Below are 22,301 nucleotides of genomic sequence, written 5' to 3'. Positions count from 1 at the left end.
GGCGATGGTCGCAGCCCTCGGCGCGGCTCGCATATGGATCGCTCCAAAGTCCTCGCTTCACGCCGGCGGCCCGGAACGCGACGAGCGCCTCCCGTGAGCCGGAAGGCGCTCGTCCGCGTCCGAGAAGCGTCAGTCCAGGTAGTCCCGGAGCATCTGGGCCCGGGTGGGGTGGCGCAGCTTGGCCAGCGTCTTGGACTCGATCTGGCGGATGCGCTCACGCGTCACGCCGAACTCCCTGCCGACCTCCTCCAGCGTGCGGGGGTGACCGTCGGAGAGGCCGAACCGGAGCTGGATGATCCGCTGCTCGCGCTCCGACAGCGTGGCCAGGATGTCGTCGAGCTGGTCCTGCAGCATGATGAAGGCCGCGGCCTCCATCGGCACCACCGCGTCGGCGTCCTCGATGAAGTCGCCGAGGTCGGAGTCCTCCTCGCCGATCGGCGCCTGGAGCGAGACCGGCTCCTGCGCGATGCGCTGGATCTCCACCACACGGTCGATGGGCAGGTCCATCTCGGCGGCGATCTCCTCGGGCGCAGGCTCCCGGCCGAGATCCTGGTGGAGCTGCCGCTGCACCCGGACCAATTTATTGATCGTCTCGACCATGTGCACGGGAATCCGGATCGTTCTCGCCTGGTCGGCGATCGCCCGGGTGATCGCCTGGCGAATCCACCACGTGGCGTAGGTCGAGAACTTGTATCCCTTGGTGTAGTCGAATTTCTCGACCGCGCGGATGAGACCGAGATTGCCCTCCTGAATGAGATCCAGGAACAGCATTCCGCGGCCCACATAGCGCTTGGCGATGGAGACCACGAGCCTGAGGTTGGCCTCGATGAGCCGCTGCTTGGCGCGGACGCCCTCCCAGACCAGGTCCTCCAGCTCCGGCTGGGCGAACCTGGCGGCGTGACTCTCGCAGAGCTTGTCCTCCGCGAACAGGCCCGCTTCGATGGCCTTGGCCAGCTCCACCTCCTCTTCGGCGGTGAGCAGCGGAACCCTGCCGATCTCCCGGAGGTAGATCCGGACCAGGTCGCTGGTCGGAGCGCGTTTGCCGATATCCTCCTCGTCCGGCTTGCCGGGTTCCTCGTCGCTCTGCGGCTCGAGGACCTCAACTCCGTTCTCGGCGAGCATCCGCACGACGCGTTCCAGCGCGTCGGCGGGCAACTCGGATCGGTCGAGCGCGGCGGCCACGTCGTCAACCGTGACGCTCCCGCGTTCCCTTCCCTTCGCGACGAGGTCCGCCACCTGGTCTACCGATGGCGGCCTGCTTGGCAGCACCGATGCACCCACGCAACACAGTGTGCAGGAAAGGCACCACTAAATGGCAGGCCTATTTTTGTCACCCAAGGTAAGGCGGAAGTCAATACCGAATCGAGATCAAAATTTGTGTTTGACGGCTGTGAGAACTGGAAAGGGACGTTTATTCAGGCCCCACTCGCGCGTTCTCGCAACACCCGTCGCTGCTGTTCCAGCGCGACGAGTTCGCCGAACAGCCGGTTGTACTCCTGCTGCTCCTCGACCGGGTTGAGCCGTTGCAGCCGCGACTTCACCTGGGCGACGGCCCGGCCCACCGCGACCTCCTGGATCTTCGCCAGGACGGCCGCGCCGTACCGATCCTCGACGTTGACGTCGGCGCGCACGGCCTCGACCGCGAACCGGGTGACGAGCGACCTCAGGTCGAGGCCGGCGGCGTCCGGCGCCCCGGCGTCGGCCTGCTCCAGCAGCCGGTCGACCCACTCGCGCCCGCCCGGTCCTCCGGCGACGGTCCCCCCCGCCGCCATGACCAGCTCGTACAGGGCCACATGCTCGGGCAGGGTGAAGGTCGCCGCGCCGAGCGCGTCGAACTCCGGCCCGAGCAGCGCGGGCCGCTGCACGGCGAGCTTGAGCGCCTCCGCCTCCAGGCGGACGGCGGGGTCCAGGGGCTCCTGCCGCACGGGCGCGGGCCGTTCCTGCGCCGCCGTACGGCCCGCCTGCCTGCGCCCGGGAGCGTGCGCGCCGTCCTGCGTCCGCCCCACGACCTGCTGGACGCGCTGGATGACGAAGCCCTCGTCCATGAAGCCGAGCCAGCGGTCGAGGTCCACCACGTAGGTCTTGCGCAGCCCCGGGTCCTTGATCGAGGCCACGACGGGCGCGGCCGCGTCGAGCGCGGCCAGGCGGCCCTCGTTGGTGTTCAGGTCGTAGCGGGACAGGGTGCTGCGGATCGCGAAGGCGAACAGCGGCTCGCGGCCGGCGATCAGGTCGCGCACAGCGGCGTCGCCCTGCTTTACCCGCAGGTCGCAGGGGTCGAGGCCGTCGGGCTGCACGGCGACGAAGGTCTGCGTGACGAACTTCTGCTCGTCGGCGAACGCGCGCAGGGCGGCCTTCTGACCCGCCGAGTCGCCGTCGAAGGTGAAGATCACCTCACCCCGGAACTCGGCCTGGTCGAGCAGCAGCCGGCGCAGCACCTTGATGTGGTCCTCGCCGAAGGAGGTGCCGCAGGTGGCCACCGCGGTCGGCACCCCGGCCAGATGGCAGGCCATGACGTCGGTGTAGCCCTCCACGATCACGGCCTGGGACCGCTTGGCGATCTCCCGCTTGGCGAGGTCCACGCCGTACAGCACCGAGCTCTTGTGGTAGATCGGGCTCTCGGGGGTGTTCAGGTATTTGGGGCCGTCGTCGGAGTCGAGCAGCTTGCGCGCGCCGAACCCGATGACGTCTCCGGTGATGTCGCGGATCGGCCAGACGAGCCGCCCGCGGAACCGGTCGACGGGGCCGCGCCTGCCCTCGCGGGCCAGACCGCCCTTGATGAGCTCCTGGGAGGTGAACCCGCGGGCCATCAGGTGCCGCGACAGCGCCTCCCACTCGTTGGGCGCGTAGCCGACCCCGAAGTGCTCGGCGTCGGCCCGCTCGAAGCCGCGCTCCGACAGGAAGCGCCGCCCGGGCGCCGCCTCGGGGCCGGACAGCCGCTCGGCGTAGAACTCGGCGGCGGCGCGGTGCGCCTCGATCAGCCGCAGCCGCTCGCCCTGCTCGCGCCCCGGCACGTAGCCGCCCTGCTCGTAGCGGAGCTGGATGCCGGCGCGCTGGGCGAGCCGCTCGACCGCCTCGGTGAACGTCAGGTTCTCGATCTTGCGGACGAACGTGATGACGTCGCCGCCCTCGGCGCAGCCGAAGCAGTAGTAGTAGCCCCGGGCCGGGGTGACGTTGAAGGAGGGCGACTTCTCGTCGTGGAAGGGGCACAGCCCCTTAAGGTTGCCCCCGCCCGCGTTGCGGAGCTGGATGTGCTCCCCGACGACGTCGGCGATCGGCGAGCGCTCCCGCACGAGCGCGATGTCCTCGTCACTGATCCGACCGCTTCGCCCTGCCACGCTGGCGAGTCTAGAGCCTGCCCCCGACAGCCCGGACGCCTCGCCGCCGACGTCGAGGACATGTCACGACTTTCCGGAACAGGTCGTGATGTTCCGCTTGGTCCGTTACAAAGGAAAGGTTCGATAACGTCGACCAGGTGGAGATCATGCGATCGGGGAGACTGGCCGCCCTCGCCGGCGCCGCGTTCGTCGCGGCGTCCTGCGGCGCGCCCGCCGGGGTCGCGGGAGTGAGCACGCTGCCGCCCGCGCCGCCGCCCGGAAACGGCATCACGGCCGCCACCGACGACTCCCAGCCCGGCCACGTCGTGCCCCCGGCCGGGGACGAGCCGGTGCGGGTCCCGCCGCCGAAGATGTCCCCCTACACGTACGCCTTCCCCATCAAGGGCTGCAAGGTGTCCTACTCCCGCAAGCTGCTCGTGCTCCCCAAGACCACGATCTGGGCGAAGAAGGGCTGCGCGTTCGTGTCGCCGGTGGACGGCGTCGTGCAGGAGGTCAACGTCAACAACGCCTGGGCGCCCTCCACCGACCGCGGACCCGACCGGGAGGGCCGGTTCGTCACGATCAAGGGCGAGGACGGCGTGCTGTACCTCGGCGGCCACCTCGACTCCGTCGAGGAGGGCGTCACACCGGGCACCAAGGTCAAGGCGGGGCAGCTGCTCGGCCGGGTGGGCAACACGGGCAACGCCCGCGACACCGCGAGCAACCTCTGCTTCGCCATCTCCTGGCCGGTCGAGTCGCAGTACTGGTGGGTCCGCCGCGGCGTCGTGCCGCCCTGGCCGTACCTGGACGCCTGGGACGACGGCAACCGCACCGTCTCCCCGCGCAAGGCGATGCTGACGCTGCGCAAGCGGCTGGGCGCCACCCCGCCCTGTACGCAGCTGTGCTCGTCCAGCTCGTCCAACTCCTCCAAGCCGCAGCCCACGACGCCCACCCCGGACGAGACCAAGCCGCCCAAGAAGAAGAACGACAACGACAACGACACGGTGGTCATTCCGCTTTGAGACGGCGCGGGCGCGGTCAGCCGGCCCTGAGGCGGCGGTGCGTGGCCGCGGACAGGCGCCGGTGCCAGCCCATGGCGGAGGCGTCGGTGAGCGAGGCGATCTGGTCGACCACCGCGCGCAGCCGTCCCGCGTCGTCGGCGGCCTGCTCGAACTGCGGCCGCAGGGCGGGCTCCAGGGTCGCCGGGGCGCCCCGGAGGATGAGGTCGCCCAGCTCGGCGATGATCTCCCGCTGCCGGGCCTGCACGGCGTGGTGGTCCTCCCGCGACATCACGTAGTGCGCCGTCACGCCCTTGAGCAGCGCGCACTCCAGCCGGGTGGTCCTCGGCACCACCAGGTCCGCGTCGTACCGTCCCGGGGCGCTGCGGCCGGCGGGCGCCGGTCGGCGGCCGTACGCCTCGCGCGTGGCGTCCTGCGCGGAGCGGCACAACCGGCCGATGAGCGCGCTGGTGAGCCGCTTGAGCGCGGCGAGGTCGGCGAGCCCGGCGTCGAAGGCGGCGGGCCACAGCGGCTCGGTGATCAGCCGCGCGAAGGTCTCCGACAGCTCCTCCAGGCCGGCGTCGGGCGCGTACCACTCCCTCGTCAGGCGGCACACCTCCAGCCGCTCCTCCGGGTCGCGTAGCGCCGCCATCGTGACGTGGCCGCACGTCAGCCCGTCTTCCAGGTCGTGCACCGAGTACGCCACGTCGTCGGCCCAGTCCATGACCTGCGCCTCGAAACCGACCGCGTAGTCGGGCGCGCCCTCCCGCACCCACCGGAAGACCGCCAGGTCGTCGGGGTAGACGCAGTACGGCTGGCCCTCCCCCGCGAGCGGGACGCCGGGAATCCGGCAGGAGGACCCGGCCCAGGGATACTTGCACACCGAGTCGAGCGCCGCCCGGGTGAGGTTGAGGCCGGCGCTGCGGCCGTCCTCGGTGATGACCTTGGCCTCCAGCCGGGTCAGCAGGCGCAGGTTCTGCGCGTTGCCCTGGAACCCGCCGCACGGCGCCGCCAGCTCGTCGAGGGCGGCCTCCCCGTTGTGGCCGAACGGGGGGTGGCCGAGGTCGTGGGCGAGACAGGCGGTCTCCACCAGGTCGGGGTCGCAGCCGAGGACCTTGCCCATCTCCCGGCCGATCTGCGCGCACTCCAGCGAGTGGGTCAGCCGCGTACGGGGGCTGTGCAGGCCGGTGCAGTCGGCGGGGGCCACCACCTGCGTCTTGGCGGCGAGCCTGCGCAGCGAGGCGCTGTGGAGCACACGTGCCCGGTCCCGCTCGAACGCGCTCCGCTCAGGATTGCCCGGCGGCTCCGGCACCCACCGCGCCTGGTCGTGCTCGTCATAGCGGGCCATGCGTCCTCCTTCCCTGTGGCAAGCCCCGTGGCGGCGGGGAATGGAGCGTACCCGCGAAGGTCGGGTTTCACGACAGATCCGGTAGTCCGATGGGAGATTGCCCTCTTGCCCGGTAAGCCGTCGGGAGTGATACTCGGCTTTTCCCGCCCTGGCGCTTCCGGGGAGGAGCCCTGGTGGTGGACGACGAGCTCGCGGAGGTCCTCCGGTCCGGGCCCTTCGAGCGTGCCCTGCGGGCCGCCATCCGCACACGGGGCCTGAGCCTCGACCGCCTGCACTCGCGGCTGCGGGAGCGGGGCTTCGAAGTCAGTCTGTCCAGCCTCAGCTACTGGCAGCGCGGCCGGTCCCGGCCCGAGCGCGCCGCCTCCCTGGCGGCGGTCCGGGAGCTCGAGGTCATCTTGTCCCTGCCCGAATACGCCCTGATCGGCCTGCTCGGGCCGCCCCGCCCGCGGGGGCGGCGGCCGGAGACGCTCACCGTGCTCAGCCACCACGAGCAGGTGGTGGTGAGCACCGGCCGGCGGCACCGGGTGAGCGCCCGCGTCGTGCTGCGGGCGGCCGCGCCGGGCGTGGACCGGTACGTGGTCGCCCATCCGCCGGGCACCCGGCTGCTGCGCACCGAGTGGTGCCGGCCCGGCCGCGGCGGCGACGACGGCACGGGACTCCTGACCGAGCTGATCTTCCCGCACCCGCTCGCCCCCGGAGAGACCCACGTCGTGGAGTACGTCACCGCCGTCGCCCCTGCCGACCGGTACGACCGGCGCCTGCGGGACCCGGTCGAGCAGCATCTGGTGCAGGTGCGGTTCACGGGCGGGCGGCTGCCGGTGCGGTGTTTCCACACCTGGTCGCCGGACGCGTCGGCGCCGCCCCGCGACGCCGGCGAGCTGCGCGTCGACGCGTTCGGCACCGCCCACCTGGTGGACACCGCCGCCCGGCCCGGCGTACGCGGCATCCGCTGGGAATGGGTCTAGTGCCGGGAGGGGGCACTAGCTCCTGGTGATCCGGACGTCGTCGACGCCGGCCTCCACGAGGCTGGCGGTCGCCAGGTCGCCCGCCTCGAACTGGATGCGCACGGTCTGGCCGGCGAACCCGGTCAGCGACGCGGTGGCGACGCTCCACGCGCCGTCCCTGTCGGTGGCCGCGCCGAGCTGCTCGAAGACCGTGCTCGTCGTGCCGCCGATCACCTTCACCCGGAAGTAGTCGGCCGCGGACGAGTTCGACCCGTGGGCGAGATACCAGGACAGCGACAGCGTGAGCGTCCCCGAGGCCGGCAGCGTGATCGGCGGCGACGTGATCGTGGTCACTCCCCCGTCGACGTCGCCGTCCCCCGCGCTCGTCCCGGCGGCGGCGCCGGTCACCAGGTCGTAGCTCCCGCTGACCGTGGTGCCGAGCTGCTTGGCCCCGCTGGAGGACGTCGCGGCGGGGTCGGCGCGCTCCCACGCGCCCGAGGTGGCCGTGTCGGTGCCCGCCGCGTTCGCCGTCCAGCCGGTCGCGGTCTCGAAGGTGTCGGAGTAGACGACGGCGGGCGGCGTGCCCGTGCCGCAGTACGCGGACTCCTTGCCGATGACCCTGTAGACGCAGTCGGCGTTCTGCACGAGCAGGAGCGCGGCCGCCCGATTGCGGGAGGTCTCCCGGTCGATCGTCTCGTCCGGCGGGTAGAAGCCGGGGTTGCTCCCCTCGGGATACATCTCGAACGTGTACGTGAAGATCTTGTAGGTGCCCCACATCCAGTCGTCGATCGAGCCGTCGGTGATGTAGAGGTCGCTCGCCTGCTCGGCCGTGTACCCGTTGGTGGCCGCCATGCTGCGGCCGAGGGCGGCGTGCGCGTCCCGGTCGTCCTGCGTCATCCCCGGGCCGGTGTCGGCCGTTGTGTACCCGTACGGCCACAGGACGAGTTCGCTGTAGGTGTGCCAGTCGATGGCGGCCTTGATCTGCTGGACGCCGCCGACCACCCGGCCGCGGACGAAGTCGGCCGCCGCCCTCACCTCCGGGGCCGACTCGGCGACCGCTCCGCGGTAGGTCTCGCTCGACGGGGTGCCCGAGGAGCCGCCGCAGCAGCCCCACCTGTAGCCCCAGTTGCGGTTGAGGTCGGTGCCGACGCTGGAGGTGCCGGAGTTGGGCTGACGGTTCTTGCGCCAGGACCGGTAGGAACCGGTGGCGACGTCGTACTCGCCGCCGTCGGGGTTGAGGTCGGGCAGGATCCAGATCTCCCGCGTGTTCACCAGGTCGGTGATCTGGGCGTCGCCGCCGTAGCCGTCGGTGAACAGGCGCAGCAGGTAGATCGCCATCTCGACGGTCAGGTGCTCGCGCGCGTGCTGGTGGGCGGTGAACAGCACCTCCGGCTCGTTCTCGTCGGCGGCCACGTTGTCGCTGATCTTGACGCCCATGAGGTCGCGGCCCTCGTAGGAGCGGCCGTAACTGAACCGGCGGGCGATCGTGGGATGGGCGGCGACGACCTGGTCCACCAGCGCGCTGAGCTCGGCGTAGTTGTGGTAGCCGGAGTCCCCCGCGGGGAAGTCGAAGGTCTGCGGGCCGGCGGCCTCGGCCGGGGGCGTCAGGTCGGTGACCCTGAACCCGAGCCGTCGGATGGCGTCGGCCTCCTGGAGCGTCGCGGTGACGACCATGCTCCGGCCGTGCACCTCGTCGATCGCCGCCCCCGTGCGGGCCACCGCGCTGCGCTGCGCGACGGTGGCCGGGCCGTCCACCTGGTACTGCCTCGACGGCGACGGCTCCTGGTCCGCCCGCCCCGCCGGGGCGTCCCCGGCGGCCGTCAGCGGGCCCGTCAGCAGGGCCGCCGGCGGGACGGCCGACGACACGGGGGCGGCTCCGAGCAGCGTGGGGAGGGTGCACAGCAGCGCCGCGGCGATCGCGAGCGCCGGCGGGCGGCGACGTCTTCTCACTCCACGTCCTTCCTTGCGGTAGGTACGTAGAGTGATCACTCAGGCGGGCCGCTTCAACGGTCACCGGGCCGTGTCGCGCGACCCGGTGAACCACCCCCACTCCGACCTGGTCATTCCACAACGAATCCGGATGTTCTGTGGAATTTCAACTCATCTTGTGTCGGACTCCGCGCAGGTCAGCGCGGCCCGGCCCGCTTCGAGCCGCGCCACCGGGATGCGGAACGGCGAGCAGGAGACGTAGTCGAGGCCGATCCCGTGGCAGAAGTGGACCGAGTCGGGGTCGCCGCCGTGCTCGCCGCAGATGCCGATCTTGAGACCCGGCCGGGTCCGTCTGCCCTCCTCGGCCGCGATCCGCATCAGGCGGCCGACGCCCTCACGGTCGATCGACTCGAACGGCGAGACCCCGAAGACGCCCAGGTCGAGGTATCTGCCGAAGAAGCCGCTCTCCACGTCGTCGCGGGAGAATCCCCAGGTCATCTGAGTGAGGTCGTTGGTGCCGAACGAGAAGAACTCGGCGGACTCGGCGATCTGCCCGGCCGTCAGCGCCGCCCTCGGCACCTCGATCATCGTGCCGATCGCCGCCTCCACGCCCGCCTCGGCGAGGATGCGCTCCGCCTCCTCCCGCACGATCTCCAGCTCCTGCACCGCGCCGACCAGCGGGATCATGATCTCCGCCCGGGCGCCCTCGACCCGCCGGGCCGCCGCGGCGATGGCCCGCACCTGCATCGCGAACAGGCCGGGGATCGTCAGGCCGAGCCGTACGCCGCGCAGGCCCAGCATCGGGTTCTGCTCGTGCAGCCGCTTGACCGCCGCCAGGAGCCTGCGGTCCCGGTCGTCCGCCCCCTCCCCCGCCCGTTCTTCGGCGACGGCCACCTTCACGGCCAGGTCGGTGAGGTCGGGCAGGAACTCGTGCAGCGGCGGGTCGATCAGCCGGATCGTCACCGGCAGCCCGCGCATGGCCGTGAAGATGCCGGTGAAGTCGCCGGTCTGCAGCGGTTCCAGCGCGTCCAGAGCGACCTGCCGCTCCTTGGGCGTCGCGGCCAGGATCAGGTCCTCCACGAGCCGCCGCCGCTCCCCCAGGAACATGTGCTCCGTACGGCACAGCCCGATGCCCTGGGCGCCGTAGCGGCGGGCACGGGCGGCGTCCTCGGCGGTGTCGGCGTTGGCCCGTACGGCGAGCCGTCGGACGGAGTCGGCGTGCGTCATGATGCGGTCGACGGCCCGGACCAGCTCGTCCCCGGCCGGCTCGCCCTCGAAGTACTCGGCGACCGGTGAGGCGGTGACGGGGACCTCGCCGAGGTAGACGGCGCCGGTGCCGCCGTCGATGGAGATCACCTCGCCCTCGTTCACGACGATCCCGCCGGGCGCGGTGAAGCGGCGGGCATGCGTGTCGACGTCCAGCTCCTCGGCCCCGCACACGCAGGTCTTGCCCATGCCGCGGGCCACCACGGCGGCGTGGGAGGTCTTGCCGCCCCTGGAGGTGAGCACGCCCTGGGCCGCGATCATCCCGGCGAGGTCGTCGGGGTTGGTCTCCCGCCGCACGAGGATGACCGCCTCGCCTCGCCCGGCCAGCTCGACGGCCCGCTCGGAGCTGAAGACGGCCTTGCCCGCGGCGGCGCCGGGTGAGGCGTTCATTCCGGTGGTCAGCCTGCGGTTGCCCGCCGTCGCGGCGAAGCGGGGGAACATGAGCTGGGCGAGCTGATCGCCCGTGACCCGGATGACCGCCTCGTCCATGTCGATGAGGCCCTCGTCCACGAGCTGGGTGGCGATGCAGAAGGCGGCCTCGGCAGTGCGCTTGCCGACGCGGGTCTGCAGCATCCACAGCTTGCCGCGCTCGATCGTGAACTCGATGTCGCACAGGTCGCGGTAGTGCCGCTCCAGCGTCGCCATGATGCCGAGAAGCTCGCGGTAGGCCGGGGGGTTGATGGTCTCCAGCTCCTGCAGAGGGACGGTGTTGCGGATGCCGGCGACGACGTCCTCACCCTGGGCGTTGCGCAGGTAGTCGCCGTAGACGCCCTGGCGTCCCGAGCCGGGGTCCCGGGTGAAGGCGACCCCGGTGCCGGAGTCCGGGCCCATGTTGCCGAAAACCATGGCGACGACGTTGACGGCCGTGCCGAGGTCGGCGGGGATGCGCTCCTGGCGGCGGTAGAGGATCGCGCGGGGGGCGTTCCAGGAGTCGAAGACCGCCCTGACGGCGAGGTCCATCTGCGTACGGGGGTCGGCGGGGAAGTCGCGGCCCGTCCGCTCGCGGACGATGCCCTTGAAGGTCTCGACCAGCCGCTGGAGGTCGGCGGTGTCGAGGTCGGTGTCCTCCCGCTCGCCCTTGAGGTCGTCCATCGCGTCCTCGAACAGCTCGTCGTCGATGCCCAGGACGGTCTTGCCGAACATCTGGATGAGCCGGCGGTAGGAGTCCCACGCGAAGCGGTCGTTGCCCGACTGCTTTGCCAGCCCGAGGACCGAGTCGTCGTTGAGGCCGATGTTGAGGACGGTGTCCATCATGCCGGGCATCGAGAACCTGGCCCCGGACCTCACGCTGACCAGCAGCGGGTCGTCGGCCTGGCCGAGGCGCTTGCCCATGCGCGCCTCCAGGGCGGCGAGGTGCTCGCCGATCTCCCCCGCCAGACCGTCCGGCGTGCCGCCGTGCCGGAGGTAGTGGCGGCACGCCTCGGTGGTGATCGTGAAGCCGGGAGGCACGGGCAGGCCGATGTTGGTCATTTCTGCCAGATTGGCGCCCTTACCACCGAGGAGGTCTTTGAGGTCCTTGTTGCCCTCGGTGAAGTCGTAAACGTACTTGGGCATGTGACGCTCCTTCGCCGACTTCAAAGAAACCGCGGACGCGGCCCGCAACCGGACTGTACCTAGGAAAAGCAGCACCAAACATCACCCTTCACCGCATATGACGTCTAAGCAGGTAGATTGGCTCTCAGAGGTCTAATCCAATCAAAGATCTGTCGTTTTTCCGGAGAGCGCACACTGGTATAAACCAATTCGACGTCATGTGCGTCGCGCAGACCCCGCACCGCCGGAGGGAATTGGTTTAGACCATTGTCCGGTAAGGCGGAGTTCCGGTGCGTCGGCGATACGGGCGCGACGGTCTGCGATATAAACGAGGCACCCTCCGAACGCAGTCGAACAGAGGGGTTTCAGTGTCGCGAGGGGTGTCGGCGCGGAGGATCTGGCCGGTCGTGGCGGCGACGATTGCCGGGCTCGGCGCGATGGCGGCGACCGCCGGCTGCGGCGGTGCGCGGGTCGCCCCCGGGGAGTACGCCTCGGCCACGCCGTCACCGTCCTGGAAGGCGTGCGAGGAGACCGCCTCCTCCTCCGGCTTCGAGTGCGCCACGCTCCAGGTGCCGCTCGACTACGCCAAGCCCGAGGGCAAGGAGATCGATCTCGCCATGATCCGGCTGCGGGCCACCGACAAGAGCCGGCGGATCGGCTCCCTGGTCTTCAACTTCGGGGGTCCCGGCGGCTCGGGCGTCACGACGCTCATGAACGCGGCGCACGCGTTCTCCACGTTGAACACCCGCTACGACCTCGTCAGCTTCGATCCGCGCGGCGTGGAACGCAGCAGCGGCATCCGCTGCCTGAGCGGCCCGCAGATGGACCAGTACATGAGCAGGGAGCCCAGCGAGAACGCCGCGGCCGAGACCAAGCTCGTCACCGGATTCGCGCAGGGGTGCGAGCGGAACGCGGGCTGGATCCTGCCCTACGTCGGCACCGTCAACGCGGCACGCGACATGGAGACGCTGCGGGCGGCCCTCGGCGACCCGCGCCTCAACTACTTCGGCTTCTCCTACGGCACCCACCTCGGCGCGGTGTACGCCACGCAGTTCCCGAAGAAGGTGGGGCGGATGGTGCTCGACTCCGCCGTCGACCCCTCGATCGGCATGCTCGAGATGGCCAAGACGCAGGCCCTCGGCTTCCAGAAGGCGTACGAGGACTATCTGGCCGACTGCGCCAAGACGCGGACAAGCTGCCCGCTGGGCGCCGACCCCGCCGCCGCCAACGCCACCGTGCTGCAACTCCTCGACACCCTGTCCCGCACGCCGGGGAAGGTGGGCTCGCGCACGGTCACCGAGGACGTGGCCCGGGCGGGCATCACCCAGGCGCTCTACAGCAAGCTCACCTGGCCGCTGCTGACCGAGGCCCTGGACGAGGCCCGGAAGGGCAAGCTCGACGGCCTGCTCGCGCTGGCCGACCAGTACGCCGGGCGGCAGCCGGACGGCACCTACTCGACCCTGCAGTTCTCGCTGCCGTCGGTGCTGTGCGTCGACAGCACCGACCGGCCCTCGGTCGCCCAGGCCGAGGAGCTGGCCCGGCGGCTGGAGAAGCGGACCCCGATCTTCGCCTCGACCGCGATCAGCGCGGGGTCGTGCAGCGTCTGGCCGGTGCGCGGGGACGACGCCGCCAGGCACGTCGACGCCACCGGGTCCGATCCAATCCTGGTGGTCGGCGTGACGAACGACCCGGCCACGCCGTACCAGTGGGCGCCGCGGCTGGCCGAACAGCTGCGCACCGGCGTGCTGCTGACGCTGAACGGCGAGGGACACGGCGCGTACGGCCAGAGCAGGTGCATCGACGACAAGGTCGACGCGTTCCTGCTGGAGGGGAAGGTCCCGGCCAATGGGACGCGCTGCGACTGAGCGCGCCCCCGGCCGGGTCGTCCGCGCGCGGCCCTACAGGGCCTCGACCTCCAGCAGCCCGTGGAGTAGACGCTGCGCGAGGTGAAGTCGAGCCGGATCCGCGTGGTGGTGACCGGCGAGAACGTCACGGTGTTGAGGTGTTCGCGGCCCCGAGCGCCCGCGTAGGTGGCTTTACTTGGCCCTACTTGGCCTTTCTGCTGCCCCAGCCGGCCAGCGATGCTCCGAGGACCGCGGCCACCGTGTAGCACGCCACCCGCACCGCGAATCCGCCGGGCAACCATGCGAGCAGCCCGGCGTTGTCGTGGTCGGCCAGCAGCCGGATGGCACCTTGTGCTCCCAGGACCAGCAGCAGGATGCCGATGACCAACACGGTTACGTGCCTCATCTGCGCTCTGTCTCCCATCGCTCCGCAGGGCGGTGACGGCAGGCGCACTCGCGTGCCTGCCGGCAGTTTTGTGGTTCGATCGCACCATAACAGTGTCTTGGTACGATCGCACCACAACGAGCACGGAGGACGGACGGGTATGCCACGACAGGCGGACCACGACCAGCGCCGCCGCCAGATCGCCGAGGCCGTGTGGCGCCTGGCCACCCGTGGTGGCCTGGAAGGCGTCACCTTGAGGCAGGTCGCGGCCGAGGCCAAGGTCTCCGCCCGGCTGCTGCAGTACTACTTCGGCACCCGCGACCAGTTGCTGCTCGGTGCGCTGGAGATCCTCAACGACGACGCCGAGCGACGAGCCCGCGAACGCCTCGCAGGACTCGGCGAAGCACCCGCCGTACACGCACTCGTGCGGGGAGTGCTGCTCGAACTGCTCCCGCTGGACGAGGAACGACGCAATCGGCATCTGGTGTACGCCGCCTACTTCATCCCTTTCCTCACCGACCCCGTCATGGCCAAGGCTGCCCGGGACGCGCCGCGTGCACTTGAGGACCTCGTCGCCGGTCTGATCTCGCAAGGCCAGGAACTCGGCCAGGTGCCCCGCGACCTCGACGCCGCGGCCGAGGCCGCGTTCCTGGTGACAGGTGCCGACGGGATCCAGACCACCGTTCTGCTCGGACAGCGGACCCCCGAAGAAGCCGTGAGCTTGATCGATCATCAGCTCGCCCGCATCTTCGGAGCCACGATCCGCGAGTGAACGTGTCCGCCGCCGCGACGGCCAGCAGCCCACCCGGCATCTCCGGAATCGAGACGCACTCCGTTTGAGCGGCGCACGCAGGTCGTCGACGTAGTCAGACCCTGAACGCCGACGCAAAAGCGCCTGTCCGGAAATTTCCGGACAGGCGCCTTGTCGTGGTGATCTAGTCGTTGAGGTGCTGGCGCAGGTACGACTCGACCTGGTCGAGCGCGACCCGCTGCTGCGCCATGGAGTCCCGCTCGCGGATCGTCACGGCCTGGTCCTCCAGGGTGTCGAAGTCGACCGTGATCGCGAACGGCGTGCCGATCTCGTCCTGACGGCGGTAGCGGCGGCCGATGGCGCCCGCGTCGTCGAAGTCCACGTTCCACCGGCGGCGCAGCCGCGCCGCGAGGTCGCGGGCCTTCGGCGACAGGTCGGCGTTGCGCGACAGCGGCAGCACCGCGACCTTGACCGGGGCCAGGCGGTGGTCGAGGCGCATCACGGTCCGCTCCTCCATGACGCCCTTGGCGTTGGGCGCCTGGTCGACGGTGTAGGCGTCGATGAGGAAGGTCAGCGTCGCGCGGTCCACACCGGCCGCCGGCTCGATGACGTACGGCACGTAGCGCTCGCCCGACTCCTGCTCGAAGAACGACAGGTCGGTGCCGGACGCCTTGCCGTGCGCGGTGAGGTCGAAGTCGGTGCGGTTGGCGATGCCCTCCAGCTCACCCCACTCGCCGCCGGCGAAGTTGAAGCGATACTCGATGTCCACGGTCCGCTTCGAGTAGTGGGACAGCTTCTCCTTCGGGTGCTCGTAGAGCCGGAGGTTGTCCTTGTTGATGCCGAGGTCGACGTACCAGCGCAGGCGCTCGTCGATCCAGTACTGGTGCCACTCCTCGTCGGTGCCCGGCTTGACGAAGAACTCCATCTCCATCTGCTCGAACTCGCGGGTGCGGAAGATGAAGTTGCCCGGGGTGATCTCGTTGCGGAACGACTTGCCGACCTGGCCGATGCCGAACGGGATCTTCCTGCGGGCCGACTGCTGGACGTTCAGGTAGTTGATGAAGATGCCCTGGGCGGTCTCCGGCCGCAGGTACGCCAGGCCGGACTCGTCCTCCACCGGGCCCAGGAAGGTCTTCAGCAGGCCGCTGAACTGCTTCGGCTGGGTGAAGCCGCCCTTGTTGCCGCAGTTGGGGCAGGTGATGTCGGCCAGGCCGCCCGCCGGCTCGCTGCCGTGCTTGGCCTCGTACGCCTCGATGAGGTGGTCGGCGCGGTAGCGCTTGTGACACGACTGGCACTCGGTGAGCGGGTCGGTGAAGGTGTCGACGTGGCCGCTGGCCTGCCAGACCTCGCGGGCGAGGATGACACAGGAGTCGAGGCCGACGACGTCGTCGCGGCCCTGCACCATGGCCTTCCACCATTCGCGCTTCACGTTGTTCTTGAGCTCGACACCGAGGGGGCCGTAGTCCCAGGACGCCCGCAGGCCTCCGTAGATCTCGCTCGACGGGAAGACGAGCCCGCGGCGTTTGGCGAGGCTGACGATCGTTTCCAAGACGTCGGTGCGACGTGCCATCAGTGGAACTCCATCCGGCTGGGTGTCGGCGTTGAGATCGGGGTCAGCGGTGCGCTGATCGCTGAGGCGGGCGGACCGGCGGGCCGCCTGCCGGCGGCGGCGGGATGTCCGGCCACCTGCCCGGATCTGGGCTCAAGCTTAGGGGAATCCGGCGCCCCCGCGCTCAAGCCTTGCCCGGGGTGCCCGCGTTCGCCCCCTCGCCCGGGAGCGCGTAGACGCCTTCGAAGGCGCTGGGCTCGTTGATCATAAGGGTCATCAGCGGATACATGACCATTCGCGCCGCCGACAGGGCGCGGCGGTAGTACCCCGCGCCATCCCACTCGGTGACCACGGCCCACAGGGCCGGCTCGTCCACCGACCTGCCGATCTGCCCGCGCAGGTATCCCGGCTGCGCGGCCAGCAGGTCGAGGATGGCGCGCGCCTGGGCGGCGAACTCGTCGGCGCGGGCGCCCGGCACCGAGTAACGGATCACGGCGAGCATGCCGCCCAGCATGCCACCCCTCCCGTACGCCCCGCCGGGAGGGGGCGGCGCGGGCGCAGGGGCACCGCGAACGACGCGACGGGGGGCGCTGTCCCAGGGGATCGGCACTAGGCTCGAACGCGTGGGAAGCGAAACCGAACCGCCGCACCGTCAGGTGCCGGCGCATCCTCTGGCGAGGAAGTCCCCCGCCCGGGCGAACGCGGCGTCCCCGCGGGCGCGGCGGCCGCTGCCGCCGGGCGAGCAGTTCTTCACGCCCGGCGCGACCGGGCGGCGCGCGGCGGTCGAGCGCAGGAGCGCCGCGCCGCTGGTCTTCCTGTTCCAGCAGCCCCGCTGGCTGGCCCCGCTGGTGCTGGTGGCCCTGCTGATCGCCGGACTGGTGGTGCCCGACTGGCGGGGCGGCGTGGCCGTGCTGCCGGTGCTCGCGTTCATCGCCTGGCTTGCCTACCTGTCGTGGCCGTCGCTGCGTCCGGTGGGCCGGTTGCTGCGGGTGGCGGTCGGGACGTTCCTGGTTCTCCTCGTTGCCACCCGTTTCGGACTGATCTGACGCGAACCGGCCTAACCTGATAGGTCGTAGGGCGAAGCCGTACACAGGAGTCCTGATGACGAAGAGCCGCGACGCCGTCCACGAGATCCTCCGGCAGAGCCGGGGGTTCCGCAGCGCGCAGGACGTGTTCGCCGAGATGCGCGCGGTCGGCTCGAAGATCGGCCTGACGACCGTGTACCGGGCGCTCCAGTCCCTCTCCGACGCCGGCCGGGTCGACGTGCTGCGCACCGACGAGGGCGAGTCGGTCTACCGGGCCTGCCAGACCGACACCCATCACCACCACCTCGTGTGCCGGGTGTGCGGTCGTACGATCGAGGTCGCCGGGCCGGACGTGGAGCGCTGGGCCGAGGTCGTCGGGGCCGAGCACGGCTTCATCGACGTCACGCACACCGTCGAGATCTTCGGCACCTGCTCCTCGTGCGCGGAGTCCTGCGGGGAGCCGTCGGGAGAGGCGGCCCGAAAGGGCTGACCCCGCCCCGCGCGGGCCCGTCGAGAGGTACGCTGCCTGCGCCGCGACATGAGGGAGATGGCGTGCCGTTCAGCCATGACATGGTGTATTCGCTGGCGACGGTGGTGGACCTCATCAACACCGGCGCCGGCGAACGCGACGGGCTGGCCGAGGTCGGCGACCTGGAGGAGTTCGTCCGCAGGCGGGAGGTCAGCGGAGTCGGGGCGCTGACCCGGCGCGACCTCGCCGAGGTCCGGGACCTGCGCGAGGAGTTCCACGCCGTGTTCACCGCGCCGGACCAGCCGACGGCGGTCGGCCTGCTCAACACGCTGCTGCGGCGCACCAGCATCACGCCGAGCCTGACCGAGCACGACGGCCACTCCCTCCACGTCCACTACTTCGCGCCGGACGCGTCGGTCGCCGAGCACCTGGCCGCCGACTGCGGCGTCGCGCTCGCCCACGTGCTGGTGGAGAACGAGCGGGACCGCCTGCGCACGTGCGCCGCGCCCGACTGCTCGCACGTCTTCGTGGACGAGTCGCGGAACCGCTCCCGGGTCTACTGCGACAGCCGCACCTGCGGAAACCGCATGCACGTCGCGGCGTACCGGGCCCGCCGCCGCGACGCCTCCTGAGTCAGACCGCCTCGCCGGGGACGGCGTTGGGCAACGCGCCGCCGTACCTGCGGTCGCGCTTGGCGTAGATCTCGCACGCATGCCACAGGTCCCGGCGGTCGAAGTCGGGCCACAGCTGGTTGAGGAAGACCATCTCGGCGTACGCGGACTGCCAGAGCAGGAAGTTGGAGGTGCGCTGCTCGCCGGAGGAGCGCAGGAACAGGTCCACGTCGGGGATCTCCGGCTCGTCCAGGTAGCGGGCGAAGGTCTTCTCCGAGACCTTGTCGGCCTTGACCCGGCCGGCGGCGATGTCGCGGGCGAGCTTCACCGCCGCGTCCACGATCTCCGCGCGGCCGCCGTAGTTCACACAGAACTGCAGGGTCAGCGTGCTGTTGCCGACCGTCATCCGCTCGGCGTCCTCGAGCTCCTTGATGACGCTCTTCCACAGCCGCCCGGGACGCCCGGCCCAGCGCACCCGCACGCCCATCGCGTGGAGCTGGTCGCGCCGCCTGCGGATCACGTCGCGGTTGAACCCCATGAGGAAGCGCACCTCGTCGGGCGAGCGCTTCCAGTTCTCCGTGGAGAACGCGTACGCCGACAGATAAGGGATGCCGAGCTCGATGGCGCCCTCGATGACGTCGAACAGCGACGCCTCGCCCATCTTGTGTCCCTCGGTCCTGGGCAGCCCGCGCGCCTTGGCCCAGCGGCCGTTGCCGTCCATGACGATCGCCACATGTCGCGGCAGCAGGGCGCGCGGGATGGCGGGCGCGGTGGCCCCGGACGGGTGCGGAGTAGGAGGACGGACCATGTTCCGAGGGTATTGCGTCCGGACCCGTCCTCAGACGCGGAAGACGTGAGGATCGCGTGCAGGTTCCGCTGGATCGCGTGCAGGTTCCGCCTGGCCCGGCCACTCGCGTTCGACGTGCCGCAGCGAGCGGATGCCGTGCTCCAGGTGCCACTGCAGGTACGCGGCGACCAGGCCGCTGCACTCGGCGCGGTGCCGGGACTCGGAGGCGTCGGCGGCCGCCCAGTCGCCGCGCAGCAGGGCGATCATGAGCGCGATCGTCTCCGCGGCGGGCACCGCGGCGCCGGCCGGGCGGCAGGCGCCGCACACCACACCGCCGGCGACGATCGCGAAGGCGCGCACGGCCTCCGCTCCGCACCGCGCGCACTCCGACAGCGCGGGGGCGTAACCCGCCACGGCCAGCGAGCGCAGGAAGAACGCGTCGAGCACCAGCCGGGCCTCGTGGCCGCCCTCGGCCAGCGTGCGCAGGCCGCCGACCAGCAGCAGGAACTGGCGCAGTGCCGGCTCCTTCTCCCCCACCGTCAGCCGATCGGCCGTCTCCAGCATCGCGGTCCCCGCGGTGTACCTGGCGTAGTCGGCCACGATCGCCTCGCCGTACGGGTGCAGGGTCTCGACCTGCGTGATCACGTCGAGCGACCTGCCGCTGTGAAGTTGCAGGTCGACGTGGGAGAACGGCTCCAGCCGCGCCCCGAAGCGCGACATGGTCCTGCGCACGCCCTTGGCCACGCCGCGGACCTTGCCGGTGCGCCGGGTGAGGATGGTGATGATGCGGTCGGCCTCACCCAGCTTCTGGGTGCGCAGCACGACGCCCTCGTCCCGGTAGAGACTCACCCCGCCATCGTAGGGGCGCTCGCGGCCGCCCGCCCCGCCTGAGTGGGCATTCGCCCCACCGAGGCGCACGAATGGTGAAAATTCGGTAATGATCCGGCGACGATGCCCAGCGACGAACCCTTCCCAAGCTGTACATCGAGGGCACGTACGGTAAACCTGGGGTGCATCGGCTCATACGAAAGGTCACTAAGCTTTGGCATCCGGCGGATCTCCCCGCGCCGGTCAAGCCTGAGGGCCTGATCTCCCCCCGATGCGTGAAAGGTTGCCATGACCCGCGTGGTCCTGCTGGGCGCCCCGCCCGGCCCGATCAGTCCCCCGCCGCCCGGCGGTCAGCCCGCCCTGCCTGCGGACATCACGCTCAAATCGCTGCCCGGGGCCCCCTCCGCGTACGACAGGCTGCTCGCACAGGCCGCCGTCATGGACCCCGAGCCGACGACGATCGCCCGGCCGGGGGACGCCGCCGCCTACCGCAGGCCGTACGGCCGTGTGGTGGAGAGCCCTGACGTCGCCGGTGACCTGCGCGCCCTGGCCGACGCGGTCGAGGGCGGCGAGGACAACCTGCTGATCCTGCCGGCCGACTCGCTGGTCCACGACGAGCTGATCTACCAGATCACCAAGGCCAAGCGGGGCGCGATCGCGCTGGTCGCCCGGAGACAGCGCGAGGAGGGCGACGAGCAGGACGAGAACGCGGCCGGGACCGAACTCGTGCCCATCGAGGAGGCGGAGCCCGAGATCGGCCAGGAGGTCGTCGAGGGACTGCCCCTGCGCACCCGCATCGGCCGCAGCCGGATCGTCTCGGTCGGCACCGCCTACCACGCGGTGACCCGGCCGAACGCCGTGCTGCTCGGACCGCTCCACCTCCACCAGCGTCACCTCCAGGCCCTCGCCGAGGTCGCCCGCGAGCTCGCGGACATGGCCCACCTGTTCGGCCCCGAGGACGACGTGACCGAGCTCCTCGTGCTCGGCCTCGTCCGGCGCGGCGTGTCGGTGGGCCGGCGCGGCCGGCGCGACCTGTTCTTCCGCCGAATCCGCAGCCAGGCCGAGGCCGACGAGGCGCTGACGGAGATGGCGGGGTACGACGAGGACCGGGCCCGGCTGGACAACGCCGTGAAGGGCGCGGACGGCTTCTTCACCACGTTCTTCGTCAGCACCTACTCGCGCTTCATCGCCCGCTGGGCGGCCCGCCGGGGGCTCACCCCCAACCAGGTGACGCTGATCTCGATCGCCCTCGGCCTGCTGTCGGCCGGCGCGTTCGCCACCGGCACCCGCTGGGGGGCGGTGGCCGGCGGGGTGCTCATCTACTTCGCGTTCGTCTTCGACTGCGTGGACGGCCAGGTCGCCCGCTACGCGCGCAAGTTCGGCGTGCTCGGCGCCTGGCTGGACGCGACGTTCGACCGGTTCAAGGAGTACGCCGTCTTCGTCGGCCTCGCGGTCGGCGCGACGGTGTCCGGGCAGTTCGGCGACGGCGAGGGCGTGTGGACGCTGGCGCTGGTCGCGCTGGCCCTCCAGTCGGTCAAGCACCTGCTCGACTTCTCGTTCGGCGCGGCCAACCGGCGCAAGGCGCCCGTGCCGCTGCCCACGCTGGATCTGACGGTCGCCGACGACCGTCCGCTGCGCGAGGCGCTGGAGCAGCGCAGGGCGAGCCGGAGCACCGGCGTGCGCGGGCTGCTGAAGCTCTGGACCAAGGCCGGCAAGTTCCGCCCGGTCCACTGGGCCCGCAAGATGATCGTGTTCCCCATCGGCGAGCGCTTCGCCGCGATCGCGATCACCGCCGCGTTCTTCGACCCCCGGGTGACGTTCCTCACGCTGATCGTCTGGGGCGGCGTCGCGGCCACCTACACCCTCACCGGACGTCTCCTGAGGTCGCTCGCATGATCACTCAGCCGCAGGCCACCACGCCGCTCCCGGACCCGGACGAGGAGCGCCGCCGCGTCCAGACCGCGCGCCTGCTCGCCTACCGCGACGACGGCCCGCTCGCCACCGCGCTGAAGGGCGCCCTGGGCCGGCTGCTGCCGCCCGTGCCCGCGACCGCGGTGGCGCTGCTCGCCATCGTGGCGCTGGCCGTCGCCGGTGTCCTCACCGACGGCCCGATCCTGCTCGTGCCCGTCGCCGTGCTGCTCGTGCTGGTCCTGCCCACCGCGGGCCGCGACCACCTGGGCCGCTTCGACTGGCTCACTCCCCCGCTGCTGCGGGCGGCCGAGTTCGCGACGATCATCCTGCTCGGGCTCGCCGAGGACACGCCCAAGTGGCTGCTGTTCGTGCTCCTCTACGTGGTCGGCTACCACACGTACGACACCGTCTACCGCACCCGGCAGGGCATCTGGCCCCCCGCCTGGCTGTACCAGGCCGGACTGGGCTGGGAGGTCCGCCTGCTGATCCTGGGCGTGGCCGCCGCCGCCGGCTGGCTGACCCCCGTGGCGGCCGTCCTCACGGCGTACCTGCTCGTGCTGTTCGCGGTCGAGAGCGTCACGAGCTGGGTCCGGCTGGACAAGGCCTCCGCGCAGGCCCAGGCCGACCAGGACCTGGAGCAGTCGCCCGAGGAGGCCGCCGAGCAGGTCACCGGCGAGGCCGAGCAGGGCTGACCGCCGCGCCGGCCCCTTGTAAGGCGGCGTCCTAGCGTTCGGCGGGCCGCGCGCGGCAGGGTTTGCCGGGGGGCCCCCCCCGCCGACCGGGGCGGGGAGCGCGGGAGGGTGCGGGGC

General features: G+C 71.1%; 19 protein-coding genes. 9 read left to right on the top strand and 10 right to left on the bottom strand.

Annotation, left to right across the window (positions count from 1 at the left end):
• Nucleotides 1-129 precede the first annotated feature (129 nt).
• Entirely contained in the window at nucleotides 130-1,269 is a 1,140-nt protein-coding gene (gene rpoD / locus AB0J39_RS13565; protein ID WP_363464063.1) for an RNA polymerase sigma factor RpoD, read from the bottom strand.
• A gap of 146 nt (nucleotides 1,270-1,415) precedes the next feature.
• Nucleotides 1,416-3,335, bottom strand: a complete 1,920-nt coding sequence (gene dnaG, locus AB0J39_RS13560) for a DNA primase (RefSeq protein WP_363464021.1) — start codon at nucleotides 3,333-3,335, stop codon at nucleotides 1,416-1,418.
• A gap of 146 nt (nucleotides 3,336-3,481) precedes the next feature.
• On the opposite strand from dnaG, the gene AB0J39_RS13555 reads away from it, so the two are divergent.
• Nucleotides 3,482-4,336 carry a M23 family metallopeptidase gene (locus AB0J39_RS13555; RefSeq protein WP_363464020.1) on the top strand — a complete coding sequence of 285 codons (855 nt, stop codon included), beginning with the start codon at nucleotides 3,482-3,484 and terminating at the stop codon, nucleotides 4,334-4,336.
• Between the two features lie 16 nt (nucleotides 4,337-4,352).
• Here the strand turns inward: AB0J39_RS13555 and AB0J39_RS13550 are convergent, their stop codons facing one another.
• Nucleotides 4,353-5,660, bottom strand: coding sequence for a deoxyguanosinetriphosphate triphosphohydrolase (locus tag AB0J39_RS13550; protein ID WP_363464019.1), 1,308 nt, complete (start codon nucleotides 5,658-5,660; stop codon nucleotides 4,353-4,355).
• A 173-nt stretch (nucleotides 5,661-5,833) separates the two neighbouring features.
• Here AB0J39_RS13550 and AB0J39_RS13545 point away from each other — a divergent pair, with 173 nt between their 5' ends.
• Nucleotides 5,834-6,625 carry a hypothetical protein gene (locus AB0J39_RS13545; protein ID WP_363464017.1) on the top strand — a complete coding sequence of 264 codons (792 nt, stop codon included), beginning with the start codon at nucleotides 5,834-5,836 and terminating at the stop codon, nucleotides 6,623-6,625.
• A gap of 15 nt (nucleotides 6,626-6,640) precedes the next feature.
• Here AB0J39_RS13545 and AB0J39_RS13540 read toward each other — a convergent pair whose 3' ends face one another.
• Together AB0J39_RS13540 and ppdK are read right to left on the bottom strand one after the other, a co-directional pair.
• A complete protein-coding gene (locus AB0J39_RS13540) occupies nucleotides 6,641-8,554 on the bottom strand; it encodes a M14 family zinc carboxypeptidase (protein WP_363464016.1) in 1,914 nt (637 codons plus the stop codon).
• A 150-nt stretch (nucleotides 8,555-8,704) separates the two neighbouring features.
• Nucleotides 8,705-11,353 (bottom strand): pyruvate, phosphate dikinase, encoded by a 2,649-nt coding sequence (gene ppdK / locus AB0J39_RS13535; protein WP_363464015.1) that lies wholly within the window; start codon nucleotides 11,351-11,353, stop codon nucleotides 8,705-8,707.
• 386 nt (nucleotides 11,354-11,739) lie between these two features.
• Here ppdK and AB0J39_RS13530 point away from each other — a divergent pair, with 386 nt between their 5' ends.
• Nucleotides 11,740-13,197 carry an alpha/beta hydrolase gene (locus AB0J39_RS13530; RefSeq protein ID WP_363464014.1) on the top strand — a complete coding sequence of 486 codons (1,458 nt, stop codon included), beginning with the start codon at nucleotides 11,740-11,742 and terminating at the stop codon, nucleotides 13,195-13,197.
• Between the two features lie 181 nt (nucleotides 13,198-13,378).
• Here AB0J39_RS13530 and AB0J39_RS13525 read toward each other — a convergent pair whose 3' ends face one another.
• Entirely contained in the window at nucleotides 13,379-13,582 is a 204-nt protein-coding gene (locus tag AB0J39_RS13525; protein WP_363464012.1) for a hypothetical protein, read from the bottom strand.
• Nucleotides 13,583-13,721: 139 nt separating this feature from the next.
• On the opposite strand from AB0J39_RS13525, the gene AB0J39_RS13520 reads away from it, so the two are divergent.
• Nucleotides 13,722-14,333 (top strand): TetR/AcrR family transcriptional regulator, encoded by a 612-nt coding sequence (locus tag AB0J39_RS13520; protein ID WP_363464010.1) that lies wholly within the window; start codon nucleotides 13,722-13,724, stop codon nucleotides 14,331-14,333.
• A gap of 163 nt (nucleotides 14,334-14,496) precedes the next feature.
• Here AB0J39_RS13520 and AB0J39_RS13515 read toward each other — a convergent pair whose 3' ends face one another.
• Together AB0J39_RS13515 and AB0J39_RS13510 are read right to left on the bottom strand one after the other, a co-directional pair.
• A complete protein-coding gene (locus AB0J39_RS13515; protein ID WP_363464009.1) occupies nucleotides 14,497-15,882 on the bottom strand; it encodes a glycine--tRNA ligase in 1,386 nt (461 codons plus the stop codon).
• A gap of 163 nt (nucleotides 15,883-16,045) precedes the next feature.
• Entirely contained in the window at nucleotides 16,046-16,375 is a 330-nt protein-coding gene (locus AB0J39_RS13510) for an antibiotic biosynthesis monooxygenase family protein (RefSeq protein WP_363464007.1), read from the bottom strand.
• Between the two features lie 109 nt (nucleotides 16,376-16,484).
• On the opposite strand from AB0J39_RS13510, the gene AB0J39_RS13505 reads away from it, so the two are divergent.
• The 3 genes from AB0J39_RS13505 (at nucleotide 16,485) to AB0J39_RS13495 (ending at nucleotide 17,987) form a co-directional block, all read left to right on the top strand.
• Nucleotides 16,485-16,907 (top strand): DUF6703 family protein, encoded by a 423-nt coding sequence (locus AB0J39_RS13505; protein WP_363464005.1) that lies wholly within the window; start codon nucleotides 16,485-16,487, stop codon nucleotides 16,905-16,907.
• A 55-nt stretch (nucleotides 16,908-16,962) separates the two neighbouring features.
• On the top strand, nucleotides 16,963-17,376 hold the full coding sequence (locus AB0J39_RS13500; RefSeq protein WP_363464004.1) for a transcriptional repressor: 414 nt from the start codon (nucleotides 16,963-16,965) through the stop codon (nucleotides 17,374-17,376).
• Nucleotides 17,377-17,438: 62 nt separating this feature from the next.
• On the top strand, nucleotides 17,439-17,987 hold the full coding sequence (locus tag AB0J39_RS13495) for a CGNR zinc finger domain-containing protein (protein WP_363464002.1): 549 nt from the start codon (nucleotides 17,439-17,441) through the stop codon (nucleotides 17,985-17,987).
• Nucleotide 17,988: 1 nt separating this feature from the next.
• Here AB0J39_RS13495 and AB0J39_RS13490 read toward each other — a convergent pair whose 3' ends face one another.
• Nucleotides 17,989-18,774, bottom strand: a complete 786-nt coding sequence (locus AB0J39_RS13490) for an isoprenyl transferase (RefSeq protein ID WP_363464000.1) — start codon at nucleotides 18,772-18,774, stop codon at nucleotides 17,989-17,991.
• 30 nt (nucleotides 18,775-18,804) lie between these two features.
• Nucleotides 18,805-19,602 (bottom strand): DNA repair protein RecO, encoded by a 798-nt coding sequence (gene recO / locus AB0J39_RS13485; RefSeq protein WP_363463999.1) that lies wholly within the window; start codon nucleotides 19,600-19,602, stop codon nucleotides 18,805-18,807.
• A gap of 267 nt (nucleotides 19,603-19,869) precedes the next feature.
• On the opposite strand from recO, the gene AB0J39_RS13480 reads away from it, so the two are divergent.
• Both AB0J39_RS13480 and AB0J39_RS13475 read left to right on the top strand, forming a co-directional pair.
• A complete protein-coding gene (locus AB0J39_RS13480) occupies nucleotides 19,870-21,477 on the top strand; it encodes a CDP-alcohol phosphatidyltransferase family protein (RefSeq protein WP_363463997.1) in 1,608 nt (535 codons plus the stop codon).
• Complete coding sequence (locus tag AB0J39_RS13475; RefSeq protein WP_363463995.1) at nucleotides 21,474-22,184, top strand: DUF5941 domain-containing protein; 711 nt, start codon at nucleotides 21,474-21,476, stop codon at nucleotides 22,182-22,184. The genes AB0J39_RS13480 and AB0J39_RS13475 overlap by 4 nt, the downstream gene beginning before the upstream one ends.
• The last annotated feature ends 117 nt before the right edge of the window (nucleotides 22,185-22,301 follow it).

It is taken from the genome of Microbispora sp. NPDC049633 (assembly GCF_040675265.1).
Taxonomy (GTDB): Bacteria; Actinomycetota; Actinomycetes; order Streptosporangiales; family Streptosporangiaceae; genus Microbispora; species Microbispora maris.
This window is presented reverse-complemented; position numbering and strand designations above follow the sequence as displayed.

Bases quoted from the DNA above. Each gene is read 5' to 3' on its own strand.
- AB0J39_RS13555 (WP_363464020.1), top strand. From the start codon at position 3,482: ATGCGATCGGGGAGACTGGCCGCCCTCGCCGGCGCCGCGTTCGTCGCG.
- AB0J39_RS13550 (WP_363464019.1), bottom strand. From the start codon at position 5,660: ATGGCCCGCTATGACGAGCACGACCAGGCGCGGTGGGTGCCGGAGCCG.
- ppdK (WP_363464015.1), bottom strand. From the start codon at position 11,353: ATGCCCAAGTACGTTTACGACTTCACCGAGGGCAACAAGGACCTCAAA.
- AB0J39_RS13525 (WP_363464012.1), bottom strand. From the start codon at position 13,582: ATGAGGCACGTAACCGTGTTGGTCATCGGCATCCTGCTGCTGGTCCTG.
- AB0J39_RS13520 (WP_363464010.1), top strand. From the start codon at position 13,722: ATGCCACGACAGGCGGACCACGACCAGCGCCGCCGCCAGATCGCCGAG.
- AB0J39_RS13515 (WP_363464009.1), bottom strand. From the start codon at position 15,882: ATGGCACGTCGCACCGACGTCTTGGAAACGATCGTCAGCCTCGCCAAA.
- AB0J39_RS13510 (WP_363464007.1), bottom strand. From the start codon at position 16,375: ATGCTGGGCGGCATGCTCGCCGTGATCCGTTACTCGGTGCCGGGCGCC.
- AB0J39_RS13500 (WP_363464004.1), top strand. From the start codon at position 16,963: ATGACGAAGAGCCGCGACGCCGTCCACGAGATCCTCCGGCAGAGCCGG.
- AB0J39_RS13490 (WP_363464000.1), bottom strand. From the start codon at position 18,774: ATGGTCCGTCCTCCTACTCCGCACCCGTCCGGGGCCACCGCGCCCGCC.
- AB0J39_RS13480 (WP_363463997.1), top strand. From the start codon at position 19,870: ATGACCCGCGTGGTCCTGCTGGGCGCCCCGCCCGGCCCGATCAGTCCC.
- AB0J39_RS13475 (WP_363463995.1), top strand. From the start codon at position 21,474: ATGATCACTCAGCCGCAGGCCACCACGCCGCTCCCGGACCCGGACGAG.